A 12,801-nucleotide genomic window follows, 5' to 3' on the forward strand; every position below is an offset into this window, starting at 1 on the left:
TGCTGGGCACTGATGCCGGAAGGTGGTGACAAAAGGTCGCGGTGGTGTCGAGATCTGGCATGGTTGTCTCCCTTTCAACCCGCCAAGCCTCGACAGTTGCCGAGCACAAGTCAAGGCATGGCGAAGAAGCGATTGAAACAGTCTGCAACAAGGACCGCTCCGGCCTCGTCGTTCAGGTGCAGATGATGCCCGCCAGGCAGCACTAGCCGGTTGAAGGGTAGCTGCTCCAGCAGACTCCGGCGCTGGGCCAACATGCCTTGTTCGGCCACCACCAATTGGGCTGGGCAGGCCACCCGATGGACAAAGGCCAGGGCCTGTTCTTCGGTCAGGCGCAGCGGCGAGGCCAGGGTCAGGCGACTATCGCTGCGCCAGGTATAGCCGCCGGACACTGGCACCAGCCCGCGCTGGGCCAGCAACTCGGCGGCTTCGCGACTGACCGCTACCCGGCCCTTCATGCGTGCCTCGACAGCCAGGTCGAGGGTCTTGTGCAACGGCTTGCGCTTGTCCTGCAGTTTCAGTTGCGCCTGCAGGGCCATGCCCAAGTGCTCGGCGGCACTCTCGCCCTGGGCGGTCTGCGGGATCAGCCCGTCGATCAGCGCCAGGTGCGTGACCCGCTCGGGCAGTGCGCCGGCCAACACCACCGAGATAATCGCTCCGAGCGAATGCCCGAGTAAGCCGAAACGATTCCAGCCGAGCTGTTGCGCCACCTGCAACACGTCATGGGCATAGTCCCAGAGCGCGTAGCCGGCACCCACCGGACGGTGCCCGGAATGCCCGTGACCGGCCATGTCCAGGGCGACGATACGCAGGCCTTCGAGCTTCGGCGCCAGGCGCGCAAAGCTGTTGGCGTTGTCCAGCCAGCCATGCAGGGCAATCACCGGCAAGCCGTCTTCGGGGCCGAACAGTTGGGCGGCCAGCTCGATATGCGGCAGACTCAGGCGCACTTCCTCGGCCGCCGTGCTCATGCCGGGCGTTCCTCGGCGGCACGCCGCTGCCAGCGGCTGAAAATCGCCTTGAGCAGCTCGGCGGTGTCCAGCGGGTGTTCCAACGGAAACATGTGACCTCCAGGCATGCTCAGGGATTCGCCATGAGGCAAACGCCCCACGGAACGGCTTTGATGGCGCATTACCACACGACTCGACCGGCCACGCACCACCGCCAGCGGCACCTGCAGGTGCCGGGCCAAACCTGGACTGGTATGGGGCACGCCGCGATAGATATTGATTTCGGTAGCCGGGTCAAAGCTCAGCCGCAATCGATCGCCTTCGGGGCGCAAGCCATATTGCAGGTAGGCATCGAAGCACTCCGGGTCGAAGCCACGAAACAGCGCCTTGCCAGCAAAATACTGGCGAGCCGCCTCCCGGTCGGCAAACTCTTCGCGCCGCCCCAGAGTGCGCCCGGCGGGGGTCAGGCGGTCAATGAAGCCCAAGCGCTTGGCCGCACGGATCAGCAACTGGTCGAGGCGGGTCAGCACCGGCGAATCGAGCATCACCAGGCCTTTGTAGAGTTGCGGACAGCGCAAGGCCGCGTGCAGGTGCAGAACGCCGCCCAGGGAATGCCCAACGCCCCAGACCGGTTCGGGCTGTTGTTCGAGGTGATGAATCAGTTCGTCGACCAGGTTGCGCCAGTTGTCGTTTACCGGGAAACGCGGGTCATGGGCATGCTGTTGCAAATGCGCAACCTCATATTCGGGCGCCAGGGCGGTGAACAACTTGCCATAGGTGCCCGAAGGAAACCCGTTGGCATGGGCGAAGAACACGTGCTGCGGCATACCGGAACCACTTCATGGAAAACAGGTGTTCATTGTCGACAGGACATTCGCCATCGGCAATGACCGTAATGGCCAGGAATGATGACAGTCCGGCCATCGCCGTCTGTCAGCGGCTCGGCGGCGTTTGCCCCAGCGGTACCACCGCCATGGTCAGGCGCGAAACACAATTGATCTTGCCCTCATCGCTGCTCAGGCGAATATCCCAGACATGGGTGGTGCGACCGATATGGATCGGGGTCGCCACCGCCGTCACCCGTCCGCTGCGCACACCGCGCAGATGATTGGCATTGATTTCCAGGCCGACGCAGTAGTACTGGCTGGTATCGACACACAGGTAGCTGGCCATGGAGCCGACGGTTTCCGCCAACACCACCGAGGCGCCGCCATGCAGCAGGCCGAACGGCTGGTGTGTACGATGGTCGACCACCATGCTGGCGGTCAGCGACTCGTCGTCAAAGGCTTCAAAGCGAATATCCAGCACTTGACAGATAGTGTTCTTTGCCGAGGCATTGAGTTGGTCGATATTCGGAACGGTACGCCACAAGGCCATCTTGCACTCCTCGACTTTTATTTGTCATTCCTACCATAACATCGGCAGACCCTGTTTGCTCCACACCTGAAACCGCACGCCGTGGCACGGTTCGAACAGCGGACGCTTAAGCTTCGGGCCGGCGGCAGAACGCCGTTTAACCGTCCCACTATCTTTCACCACCACCAGCGCACGCAAGCGTTGATGGTTGTCGAGGCCCCTGGCGGACCTCCCCTGGCAAGGCTTTCAGCCTTGCCAGCCAGGTGGCTCGTGGCGCCAGAACGGTACCGGCCGAGACCACCCGCAGGCCCAGTGATTAAGTTTCCTGCGAAGAAAAAGAGTGGAATCTGATAGCCGGTCCACGATGGATCGCGTCGAATTTCCGGCTTCCCAGCCCCTTTACGAGACGTTCATGTCAACGATAGGTAGCCTTTTTCGAAGTTTGATCCCTGTCTGCAACCCACGAACAAAGCAGGCACATAAGCCGGTAACACCCGCGCCACCGACAAATCCGCCTCGACAGCCATTGTCAGAAGCCGTTCCAGCACCGGGCTTTTCAACCATCGAACAGCACATGGCCGTATTGGGACTCAAGGATCGCTTGTGGTCGGCGCAAGCTTTCCTCGCTGCCGTTCCCGATCTGCGCCCTTATCCGTTGGGCGGGTTGCTCGAATTGATGGTGGCCTGCACCTGGCGTTTTCCCGGTATTTTGCAAAGCTGGGATGGGGTGCCGCTGGAAGGTGGTGGACGGGTGTCCCTGCATGTGGAAAAAAAACTGTTCGACTTGCGGGTGCCGTCCACGTTGTCGCCGTCACTGACCCGGGCGATGAAGCTGTGTGCCTTGAATATCGCGGCGGCAGGCAGATATGCGGTGGACGCCGTGGACTCGCTGCCCTTCCATGACGTCGATGCCCGGCTGCCGTTCAGGAACTGGCGCAAGGACGCCATCTGCCAGGCGCTGCGCACGCTGCAAGTGACCAACGTCAACATGATTGGAGTCGACCTGAGTGGTGGCGACCTGGCAGGGGTGCGGTTTTTCGGCCAGTACCACGGGGCGAATTTCATGGCCGCTAATCTCAAAGGCGCCCTGTTGTCGAGCGGCTTCAAGGGCAACAACTTCAATCATTGCGACCTGCGCCACGCCATGTTCTCGGGGTACTTCGAGCACTGCACCTTCAAAGGCGCCAAGGTCGACACGGTGACCTTGAAGCAGGCCAGGACCGAACTGATCGGGGCGATACTCACCCCATGAACCACCGAGGGAGCGGCCCCCACCTGCGCTCCCTAAGGGTTGATGGCACTTCAGGTTAAAAAATCAGAAAACATCCTGACCACTTGTAGCTCACATCCGAAATCCAGTTAAATTTCCCGAAATCAAGGCTACCGGCCACCTCGCCGCCCTACAAAACCCCAACCCACAAACCGACAGCCGCCAGGCCGGTTGCCGTCAGAGAACCGGTCAGGGCTGACGAACGCCGTTGAGCCGCATACCACCGGCCAGGGGCCAGTCCCCTTCCAGCTCCGCCAGATTGGCGGTACTCATCGGCTGCGGCGCATGCAGGTGGCCGTGCTGCAACAGACTGATCAGGCTACCCACCAAAGGCTGATGGCTGACCAGCAGCAGGTTGTCGGTGCTGTCGAGGTGCTCCAGTACCTTGAGCGGATGGACCTCGGGCGTCAGCCACGGCACGCTGATGATCTCCGGCTCGAACCCCAGCGCCTCGCACACCAACTGCGCGGTCTGCTGGGCTCGAACATAGGGACTGGCGTAGATCGCAATCAAAGGCTGGCCGATCAGGTGTACGGCACTGTGCAACACGTCCTTGCGCCCATGGGCGGTCAGGTTGCGCTCGGCGTCGCTGCGCGATCGAGGTTCGGCTTCACCATGGCGCAGCACCCACAACTTCATAGCTTGGGTTCCTCGTCATGGGGCGGGTACGGGGCCGGCGACACGCTGTGAGGTGCTTCGCCCTCGGACGCGCGGGGCGTCGGCCAGTCGGCGAATGGCCAGGGCTTCTGGTCACTGTGGAAACTGCCGAAACGACCGATCTGGGCCAGAAACTGGCTGAGGCTATCACCGAAGTTCATCAGGTTGGCGCTCGGCGCCCCATAGATCAGCCGGTAGATCAGTTGCACCAGCACCAAGGCGCCGAGGAGCAACTGCGCGACCTGCCAGACCAGCAGGAACAGCAGCATCCACACCATGCGTAACACAATGGATTCGTACTTGACTTGGTTCATGTCTTACTCCTGTCGCCTGGGTTAGTTGAAGCCGCTGGTGGAAATGAAATCGACATCGGTCTTCGGCTCGCCGCGCATCAGTAAGGCGATCACCTGATCGAGCGTGCGCCCTTCGAACAGAATCGCATGCAATCCAGCTACTAGCGGCATGTAGACGCCCAATTCCTCGGCCTTGGCCTTGAGCACCTTGAGAGTATTGACCCCTTCGGCCACTTCCCCCAGGCGGGTCACCGCGTCTTCCAGGCTCAAGCCCTGGCCCAGGGCAAAGCCGACCTGATAGTTGCGGCTCTTGGGCGAGGAGCAGGTAACGATCAGGTCACCGACCCCGGCCAGGCCAAGGAAGGTCATCGGGTTGGCGCCCTGGCTCACGGCAAATCGAGTCATTTCCGCCAGGGCCCGGGTAATCAACATGCTCTTGGTGTTCTCGCCCATGCCCAAGGCCACCGCCATGCCAGCGATGATTGCGTAGACATTTTTCAGCGCTCCGCCTAATTCGACGCCAAACCGATCGGCACTGGCATAGACGCGAAAGGTCTTCCCGTGCAGCGCGGCCTGGACCCGAGTGCAGAGTTCTTCGTCTGCGCTGGCGACCACGGTGGCGGTCAACGCATGCTCAGCCACTTCGCGGGCCAGGTTCGGCCCCGATAACACGCCGATCCGCGCCCGTGGGGCAATGTCTTCGAGGATTTCGCTCATCAGTTTGAACGTCTGTGCCTCGATGCCTTTGGTCAGGCTCACCAGCAACTTGCCATTCAGTTGCCCGGCATGGGGTGCCAGTACACTGCGCAGGGCACCGGACGGCAGGGCGACAAAGAACAGCTCGCAGCTTTCGAGGGTCGCGGGCAGGTGGGTGACCGGCTCGACCGCCGGATGAATCTTGATGCCCTTGAGGTAACGCGGATTCTCGCGATTGACGCGAATGGCCTCGGCCTGTTCAGGATCGCGCATCCATTGACGTACCCGATGCCCGTTCTCGGCCAGCAGATTGGCCACAGCGGTTCCAAAACTCCCGCCTCCCAAGACCGCGATAGGGTGCTGTTCAGTCATATGCAATCCGTTTATAGCAATGGCGATGGCCGCATTATACGGAGCCGCCCGCCAGCAGCCAGTCCCAAACGCCGTCAGCGCCAGGGACCCTGGCACTAGGATTTGTCCATTTTGCGGACAGAATACAGGCCCGGTGCCATGGCAAACTCGCTTGGCTCGGTTAACATGCACAGCTATTACCCGTCATCAAGGCTGAGCCGTGTACTTTGGCCATCCCACCATACGTTCCTTCGTGCTCCTGACGCTGTCGTTCAGCGGCCAGCTGCTGGCCGACGACCTGTTCCTGGAAAGCCAGCCGCTGCCCGAGGTTTTGACCGCGACACGCCTGAAACAATCCCCGGCCTCGGTGCCCGGCAGCATGACCGTGATCGATAACGAACTGATCAAGGCCAGCGGCGCGCGGGATATCGCCGAGCTGTTGCGCCTGGTGCCGGGCATGATGGTCGGCTACACCAACGGTAATCAGGCGGCGATCAACTACCACGGGACCGATGCCGCCAACGCCCGGCGCATGCAGGTTTTGATCGACGGTCGTTCGGTCTATCGGGCCGGGCTGGCGACGGTGGACTGGAACGATATCCCCGTGGCCATGGAGGATATCGAGCGCATCGAAGTCTTCCGTGGCCCGAACACCGTCAGCTATGGCGCGAACGCACTCATGGCGGTGGTCAACATTCTGACCAAGTCACCCGGCAGCACTCACGGCTCGCGCATCAAGATCACTCGCGGCGAACGCGGCATCAATGACTGGTATGCGAGCGAAGGCATCGGCTGGGAAACCGGCGACCTGCGCCTGTCGATGTCCGGCCAACAGGACGATGGTTTCGACAGCGATCGTGTCGGTGCCAACTATCACGACAGCCGACGCTTGAATCGCTTCAACCTGTCAGTCAGCCAGATGCTTGACGAGAGCCAGAGTATCGACTGGCAGTTGAACGCTAAGGAAGGCACCAACCAGCGCCCGTATACCTATCAGGCGGTATTTCCCGATATCCAGGCCGCAGGCGACAACTCCGATGTAGTCGCCAAGGACTACGCCGGCTCCCTGCGCTGGAACCTGGATATCAGCCCGCAACACAGCCTCTACATCCAGGGCTCGGCCCAGCACTGGGATCGCCAGCAGGTCTGGCGCGCATGTGACGCGAAAGTGTCGTTCAGCCCGGAACTGACGCAGTTGTGGCAGTTAAATCCCAACTATGCCGAAAATCTGGCGCGCAACATGAATCGATACACCGTGGGCAGCCCGCCTCCCGGTGGCGCCTCGGAGCAGACACTGGCCAGACAGGTTCTGGACCAATGGTACAATCACGGGGCCAACCAATCGGTCTGCGGCGATCTCGACCAGAGTACCCGCGAGACCCGCTACGACCTGGAATTGCAGGACACCCTAAGTCTGTCGGACAACCTGCGCCTGGTCAGCGGCATGAACTACCGTTATGACCGCGCAGATTCCGAGACCTACTTCAATGGCACCCTCGACGACAACACGTGGCGCCTGTTCGGCCAGCTCGAGTGGCGCGCCAGCGAACACTGGTTGCTCCAGGGTGGCGCCATGTATGAAAACGCGCAACTGACCGGCGACTCACTGACTCCGAGGTTTGCCGTCAACTACCTGATCAACCCGCGACACGGTTTGCGCGCCGTGTATTCCGAGGCTATCCGCTCGCCGGACATGTTCGAGAACAACGTCAATTGGAGCTACCGGGTCACCAACTTCGATTCGCCGACCTACGGCCAGACCAGCGGCCAGTATTTCGTCAAGACACGCGGCCCGGGTAACCTCGACAAGGAACGGATGCGCTCGCGGGAACTGGGCTATAACGGTTTCTTCGCGGATATCGGGCTGAACCTCGACGTAAAATTGTTCTACGACGAAATCACTTCGATGGTCAGCTCGCCGCTGCGCAACAACCAGTACATCGCCAGCAATGCCAATAGCGCGCGCTTTAGCGGCAGCGAAACCCAGCTCGATTGGCACCTGAGCGACGCCGACCGGCTGCGCCTGACCTACGCCTATGTCGACACTCAGGCCAGCAACCCCACCGACGAACAGTTCACCGCCCGCAACAGCGGCTCCGCCGGCTGGATGCGCGATTGGGGTGCGGGCTGGTCGAGTGCGTTGTTCTATTACGGCGACGACGCGATCAACACCTACCGTTTCGAACGGGTCGACCTGCGGGTCGCCAAGCGTATCCCTTTGCACAAGGCCAGCCTGGAACTGTCCGGGGTCATGCAGCAGCGCCTGGATCACCAGCCCATTACCTGGACCGATAACAACTACGACCAGCGCCAGGTATTCTACTTCAGTGCCGAGCTGGAATTCTGAGCATGGACGACCGTCAGTCAAGGATGACATTGGCCCGCAGCAGCGGGCTCGGCAAGCTGGCAGGCGGTCTGCTATTGCTGCTGCTGATGATTGTCCAGGCCCGAGCCGCCGAGGTATTGGTCACCGGTGCCGAAGACAGCTCTGGCGTGCAGGCCTTTACTAGCGCCCTGGCACATCAACGCCCCGACGACCGGGTACGTTTTGTTCCCTTTGGGCAACTGCCGCCACCGAGCCAACTGCCACCAGGCATACGCTTGATCCTACTCGACCTACCCAGCCTCGAATGGCGCCTGGCAGACCGCCAGGGCCCGGCCACCCTGGTATTGCGCATCAGCCGCCTACAAGCTCACCGGCGCCTCGGGGAACAGTTGCCGAACCAGCTCAGCCTGCTCTGGAGCGACCCGCCACCCTCACGGCAATTGCACCTGATCAACGCGGTGCTGCCGCAAGCACGGCGGGTCGGGGTGCTGTATGACGATGACAGCGAATTCCTCTTGGCCGAACTACGTCAGGCAGCCCAGCCACTGGGGCTGGAAATCGTCCCCCAGCGCTGGGATAACACCGCCGACAGCCGTCCTCTGCAAATCCTGCTGCGCGGCAGCGACGTGTTACTGGGGGTCGACGATCCGACACTGTATAACCCCAAGACCGCGAAAAACCTGCTGCTCAGCAGCTATGCCCGACAGTTGGCGCTAATCGGGCCGAACGCCGGCTTCGTCAAGGCCGGCAGCCTGGCCAGCAGCTACAGCGACCAGAACGATTGGCTGGCAATTCTCGACAAGCTGCTCGACCAGCCTCCTGCCAGTTGGCCGCGCACGCTCTACCCGCCGCGTTTCAAAATACTGAGCAATCCGCAGGTTGCCCGCTCCCTGAGCCTGGAGCCGATCGAGGAAGTCTCGGTCGCCACCCGGTTGGCCGAAGGAGAATCCCGTCCATGACCCCGCGCCGACATTGGGGCATCAACGCCCGCACCCAAATGATCAGCCTCGGCCCAGCCCTGCTGCTGACCCTGTTGCTGATCAGTTTCTTCACCTTCGTGCGAATCCAGGACCTGCGTCAGGAACTCAATCACACCGGCCAGTTGATCGCTAACCAGTTGGCACCGGCCACCGAATACGGGGTCATATCCGGTAACAATGAAGTGCTCGAAAGCCTGATGAGAGCCAGCCTGACCACTCCCCACGTGCGTTTCCTCGAAGTCCAAGACCGCAGCAACAACATTCTGGTGTATGTCGAGCAACCCCCTGAAGGTCACAGCCGTGCCCAGCAGGTCGAAGTGTTCCAGGCCCCGGTGCGCCTGCAACGCATCCAGCTCGACAGCGACTTCCTGCAGGGTACCAACGGCGCCGGTATGGCGGCGGGCGAGGATTACCTGGGGCGGGTGGTCGTGGGCATGTCCAACGACGCCTTCAACCAGCGCCAGCAGGAGATCCTGCTCAAGGCCGGGATCCTGGCGCTGTTTGCCCTGCTCTTCACCTTCCTGCTGGCCCGCCGCCTGGCGGCCAACCTGTCACAGCCGATCAGCGCCATGGGCCACGCCGTCAAGGCCATCCAGCAGGGCGACTACAAGACCCCGTTGCCGGTGCCGGATGACACCGAGCTCGGCGATCTGGCGCGGCATATCAACAACCTCGCGACCGGTCTTGAACAAGCCAGCCGCGAACAGCACCAAGCCATTGCACAACTGATCCAGACTCGCGAGGAGGCGGAACGCGCAAACAACGCCAAGTCCGACTTCCTGGCAATGATGAGCCATGAACTTCGCACCCCGATGAACGGTGTCTTGGGCATGCTGCAACTGCTCGAAACCACGCAAATGACCGACGAACAGGCCGAGTACGCGACTCTCGCCTCGGAGTCCACCGAACACCTGCTCAAGGTGATCAACGACATCCTCGATTTCTCTCGGATAGAGCGTTCGGCCCTGGAACTGGAACATATTCCGTTCGGCCTCGGCGAATTGATCACCAGCTGCGCACAAGCCTTCCAGCACAGCGCCGTGCAACGTAAGCTGCAATTGAATCTGCAGCTCCCGGCGGGCCTGCACAGCCTGCAGGTCAAGGGCGACCCGACACGAATCCGGCAGATTCTGGTTAACTTGATCGGCAATGCGCTGAAATTCACCGAACACGGCAGCGTCAGCATCGAACCGGCCTGGCAGGGCCTGGATGATGAGGTGATCTGGTTCAGTTGCACGGTGCGCGACACCGGCATCGGTATTTCCGCCGAACGGCTGGAACTGATGTTCGATGCGTTCCAGCAGGCCGACAGCTCGATCTCCCGGCGTTATGGCGGCACCGGCCTCGGCCTGCCGATTGCACGAACCCTGGCCGAGCGCATGGGCGGTACCCTCTACGCGCGTAGCGAAGAGGGTCAGGGCTCGGTGTTTACCCTGGAAATCCCACTGGCCCTGTACCGCCAGGTCGAGCCCGAGGATTTGCCGCAACCGTCGGCTGGCCACGGCGAAGGGCGCAAGGTCCTGCTGGTGGAAGACAATCCGGTGAACCAGACAGTGATCGAAGCCATGTTGCGCAGCCTGGGCTTCGAGGTCAGCTTGGCTCACGACGGCATCGGCGCCGTCGAACAGGTAAAAAACGGCGACTTCGCGGCGATTCTGATGGATTGCCGGCTGCCGCTCGTCGACGGCTACGAGGCTACCCGGCAGATCCGCCAACTGCCAGACGGCGCGCAGTTGCCAATCATCGCCCTGACCGCCAACGCCTTGCAGGGCGACCGCGAACAGTGCTTGCTGGCCGGCATGAACGATTATCTGGCCAAGCCCTTCAAACGCACTGATCTCCAGCAAATTCTGCGGCGCTGGGTACCCTGAATACAATGTGCGACTGGCGTGAAAGGCGAAAGTGCGGCAATCTTAGGCACCCAAACGAGCTGTGAAACCGGCTTGAATAATAATTTCAGTGCACAAGTGTACATTCATGTCCCTTGTGCTGTGACTTTCACTACAACGCAATAGTCTATGGATAGGCTGTCGATTCGAGGCATGAAGGCTTCGATCGACCGGGAAGATTTGCCCCACCCCTGCCGCATGGGATTATTGAGGAGCTCGCATGACCAAACAAAACGCCTTTACCCGGGAAGATCTGCTTCGCTGCAGTCGCGGTGAGCTGTTCGGCCCAGGTAACGCGCAACTGCCCGCCCCGAACATGCTAATGGTGGATCGCATCACCCATATCAGCGAAGAGGGTGGCAAGTACGGCAAAGGTGAATTGGTCGCCGAGCTGGATATCACCCCGGACCTGTGGTTCTTCGCCTGTCACTTCGAAGGTGATCCGGTCATGCCGGGCTGCCTGGGCTTGGATGCCATGTGGCAATTGGTCGGTTTTTTCCTCGGCTGGCAAGGTCTTCCGGGCCGTGGCCGCGCACTAGGTTCGGGCGAAGTGAAATTTTTCGGCCAAGTCCTGCCGACCGCCAAAAAGGTCACTTATAACATTCAGATCAAGCGCGTCCTCAAAGGCAAGCTGAACCTGGCCATCGCCGATGGTTCGGTGGCGGTCGACGGCCGCGAGATCTACACCGCCGAAGGCCTCCGGGTCGGCGTTTTCACCTCCACTGACAACTTCTAAGGGTTATCCGCATGCGCCGCGTCGTTATCACTGGTCTGGGCATCGTTTCATGCCTGGGCAATGACAAAGAGACCGTCTCCGCTAACCTGCGTGCAAGCCGCCCTGGCATCCGCTTCAACCCGGAATATGCCGAAATGGGTCTGCGTAGCCAGGTTTCCGGCTCCATCGACCTCAACCTCGAAGAACTGATCGATCGCAAGGTCTATCGCTTCGTCGGCCACGCGGCGGCTTACGCCTATCTGGCCATGAAGGACGCGGTCGCCGACTCAGGCCTGACCGACGAGCAGGTTTCCAACCCGCGTACCGGCCTGGTGGCTGGCTCCGGCGGTGCATCGACCCTGAACCAAATGGAAGCGCTGGATATCCTGCGCGAAAAAGGTGTGAAGCGCGTCGGTCCCTACCGCGTGACCCGCACCATGGGCAGCACCGTTTCCGCGTGCCTGGCCACGCCGTTCAAGATCAAGGGCCTGAACTACTCGATCTCCTCTGCCTGCGCCACCAGTGCTCACTGCATCGGTACCGCGCTGGAACAGATCCAAATGGGCAAGCAGGACATCGTCTTCGCCGGTGGCGGTGAAGAAGAGCACTGGAGCCAGTCGTTCCTGTTCGACGCCATGGGCGCGCTGTCCACCCAGTACAACGACACACCGCAAAAGGCCTCCCGCGCCTATGACGCCAAGCGTGACGGTTTTGTCATTGCCGGCGGCGGCGGTATGGTAGTGGTCGAGGAACTGGAACACGCCCTGGCCCGTGGCGCGAAAATCTACGCCGAAATCGTTGGCTACGGTGCGACTTCAGACGGCTACGACATGGTTGCGCCCAGCGGCGAAGGCGCCGTGCGCTGTATGCGGATGGCGATGGCCACTGTTGACGGTCCGATCGACTACCTGAACACCCACGGCACCTCGACTCCGGTCGGCGACGTCGCGGAAATGAAAGGCGTGCGTGAAGTGTTTGGCGACAAGGCCCCGTTCATCAGTTCGACCAAGAGCCTGTCCGGTCACTCACTGGGCGCCGCTGGCGTTCACGAAGCGATCTACTGCCTGTTGATGATGGAAGGCAAGTTCATTGCCGGTTCCGCCAACATCGACGAGTTGGACCCGGAAGTCGCCGACCTCCCAGTGCTGACCAAGACGCGCGAAAACGTCGAGCTGAACAACGTGATGAGCAACAGCTTCGGTTTCGGTGGCACCAACGCCACCCTGGTCCTGAAGCGCTGGCAAGGCAAGTAGGTCCAGGTTGCTGGTCATATGAAAAACGCCTCGCATTGTCGAGGCGTTTTTTTTGCCGGGGCTGCACCTTA

At 61.1% G+C, this 12,801-nt stretch carries 12 protein-coding genes; 6 read left to right on the plus strand and 6 right to left on the minus strand.

Features of this window, described 5'->3' with window-relative positions:
- Positions 1-110 precede the first annotated feature (110 nt).
- From AWM79_RS17780 to AWM79_RS17790, 3 genes are all read right to left on the minus strand, one after another.
- Positions 111-965: an alpha/beta fold hydrolase gene (locus AWM79_RS17780; RefSeq protein WP_060783423.1), complete on the minus strand. Its 855-nt coding sequence runs from the start codon at positions 963-965 to the stop codon at positions 111-113.
- The gene (locus tag AWM79_RS17785; RefSeq protein ID WP_060783424.1) at positions 962-1,771 is read right to left on the minus strand and encodes an alpha/beta fold hydrolase; all 810 of its coding nucleotides are present in this window, start codon (positions 1,769-1,771) and stop codon (positions 962-964) included. Before AWM79_RS17785 ends, AWM79_RS17780 begins: the two co-directional genes overlap by 4 nt.
- Before the next feature lie 106 nt (positions 1,772-1,877).
- Positions 1,878-2,321, minus strand: coding sequence for a hotdog fold thioesterase (locus AWM79_RS17790; protein WP_060783425.1), 444 nt, complete (start codon positions 2,319-2,321; stop codon positions 1,878-1,880).
- A gap of 553 nt (positions 2,322-2,874) precedes the next feature.
- Here AWM79_RS17790 and AWM79_RS17795 point away from each other — a divergent pair.
- A complete protein-coding gene (locus AWM79_RS17795) occupies positions 2,875-3,552 on the plus strand; it encodes a pentapeptide repeat-containing protein (protein WP_060783426.1) in 678 nt (225 codons plus the stop codon).
- Between the two features lie 207 nt (positions 3,553-3,759).
- Here the strand turns inward: AWM79_RS17795 and sixA are convergent, their stop codons facing one another.
- The 3 genes from sixA to AWM79_RS17810 are packed head-to-tail and all read right to left on the minus strand — an operon-like array spanning position 3,760 to position 5,588.
- A complete protein-coding gene (gene sixA, locus AWM79_RS17800) occupies positions 3,760-4,209 on the minus strand; it encodes a phosphohistidine phosphatase SixA (protein ID WP_060783427.1) in 450 nt (149 codons plus the stop codon).
- Positions 4,206-4,541, minus strand: a complete 336-nt coding sequence (locus tag AWM79_RS17805) for a DUF4389 domain-containing protein (protein WP_060783428.1) — start codon at positions 4,539-4,541, stop codon at positions 4,206-4,208. Before AWM79_RS17805 ends, sixA begins: the two co-directional genes overlap by 4 nt.
- Positions 4,542-4,562: 21 nt before the next feature.
- Positions 4,563-5,588 carry an NAD(P)H-dependent glycerol-3-phosphate dehydrogenase gene (locus AWM79_RS17810; RefSeq protein ID WP_017132973.1) on the minus strand — a complete coding sequence of 342 codons (1,026 nt, stop codon included), beginning with the start codon at positions 5,586-5,588 and terminating at the stop codon, positions 4,563-4,565.
- Positions 5,589-5,787: 199 nt separating this feature from the next.
- Here AWM79_RS17810 and AWM79_RS17815 point away from each other — a divergent pair, with 199 nt between their 5' ends.
- From AWM79_RS17815 to fabB, 5 genes are all read left to right on the plus strand, one after another.
- The gene (locus AWM79_RS17815) at positions 5,788-7,914 is read left to right on the plus strand and encodes a TonB-dependent receptor plug domain-containing protein (RefSeq protein ID WP_060783429.1); all 2,127 of its coding nucleotides are present in this window, start codon (positions 5,788-5,790) and stop codon (positions 7,912-7,914) included.
- A 2-nt stretch (positions 7,915-7,916) separates the two neighbouring features.
- Positions 7,917-8,852 carry an ABC transporter substrate-binding protein gene (locus tag AWM79_RS17820; protein WP_425262041.1) on the plus strand — a complete coding sequence of 312 codons (936 nt, stop codon included), beginning with the start codon at positions 7,917-7,919 and terminating at the stop codon, positions 8,850-8,852.
- Positions 8,849-10,744, plus strand: a complete 1,896-nt coding sequence (locus AWM79_RS17825; protein ID WP_060783430.1) for an ATP-binding protein — start codon at positions 8,849-8,851, stop codon at positions 10,742-10,744. Before AWM79_RS17820 ends, AWM79_RS17825 begins: the two co-directional genes overlap by 4 nt.
- Before the next feature lie 238 nt (positions 10,745-10,982).
- On the plus strand, positions 10,983-11,498 hold the full coding sequence (gene fabA, locus AWM79_RS17830; RefSeq protein ID WP_060783431.1) for a 3-hydroxyacyl-[acyl-carrier-protein] dehydratase FabA: 516 nt from the start codon (positions 10,983-10,985) through the stop codon (positions 11,496-11,498).
- Between the two features lie 11 nt (positions 11,499-11,509).
- Positions 11,510-12,730 carry a beta-ketoacyl-ACP synthase I gene (gene fabB, locus AWM79_RS17835; RefSeq protein ID WP_017132978.1) on the plus strand — a complete coding sequence of 407 codons (1,221 nt, stop codon included), beginning with the start codon at positions 11,510-11,512 and terminating at the stop codon, positions 12,728-12,730.
- The last annotated feature ends 71 nt before the right edge of the window (positions 12,731-12,801 follow it).

This window comes from Pseudomonas agarici (genome assembly GCF_001543125.1).
GTDB classification, from domain to species: Bacteria; Pseudomonadota; Gammaproteobacteria; order Pseudomonadales; family Pseudomonadaceae; genus Aquipseudomonas; species Aquipseudomonas agarici.

Bases quoted from the DNA above. Each gene is read 5' to 3' on its own strand.
- AWM79_RS17790 (WP_060783425.1), bottom strand. From the start codon at position 2,321: ATGGCCTTGTGGCGTACCGTTCCGAATATCGACCAACTCAATGCCTCG.
- AWM79_RS17795 (WP_060783426.1), top strand. From the start codon at position 2,875: ATGGCCGTATTGGGACTCAAGGATCGCTTGTGGTCGGCGCAAGCTTTC.
- AWM79_RS17810 (WP_017132973.1), bottom strand. From the start codon at position 5,588: ATGACTGAACAGCACCCTATCGCGGTCTTGGGAGGCGGGAGTTTTGGA.
- AWM79_RS17780 (WP_060783423.1), bottom strand. From the start codon at position 965: ATGAGCACGGCGGCCGAGGAAGTGCGCCTGAGTCTGCCGCATATCGAG.
- fabA (WP_060783431.1), top strand. From the start codon at position 10,983: ATGACCAAACAAAACGCCTTTACCCGGGAAGATCTGCTTCGCTGCAGT.
- AWM79_RS17820 (WP_425262041.1), top strand. From the start codon at position 7,917: ATGGACGACCGTCAGTCAAGGATGACATTGGCCCGCAGCAGCGGGCTC.
- AWM79_RS17805 (WP_060783428.1), bottom strand. From the start codon at position 4,541: ATGAACCAAGTCAAGTACGAATCCATTGTGTTACGCATGGTGTGGATG.
- AWM79_RS17785 (WP_060783424.1), bottom strand. From the start codon at position 1,771: ATGCCGCAGCACGTGTTCTTCGCCCATGCCAACGGGTTTCCTTCGGGC.
- sixA (WP_060783427.1), bottom strand. From the start codon at position 4,209: ATGAAGTTGTGGGTGCTGCGCCATGGTGAAGCCGAACCTCGATCGCGC.
- AWM79_RS17825 (WP_060783430.1), top strand. From the start codon at position 8,849: ATGACCCCGCGCCGACATTGGGGCATCAACGCCCGCACCCAAATGATC.
- fabB (WP_017132978.1), top strand. From the start codon at position 11,510: ATGCGCCGCGTCGTTATCACTGGTCTGGGCATCGTTTCATGCCTGGGC.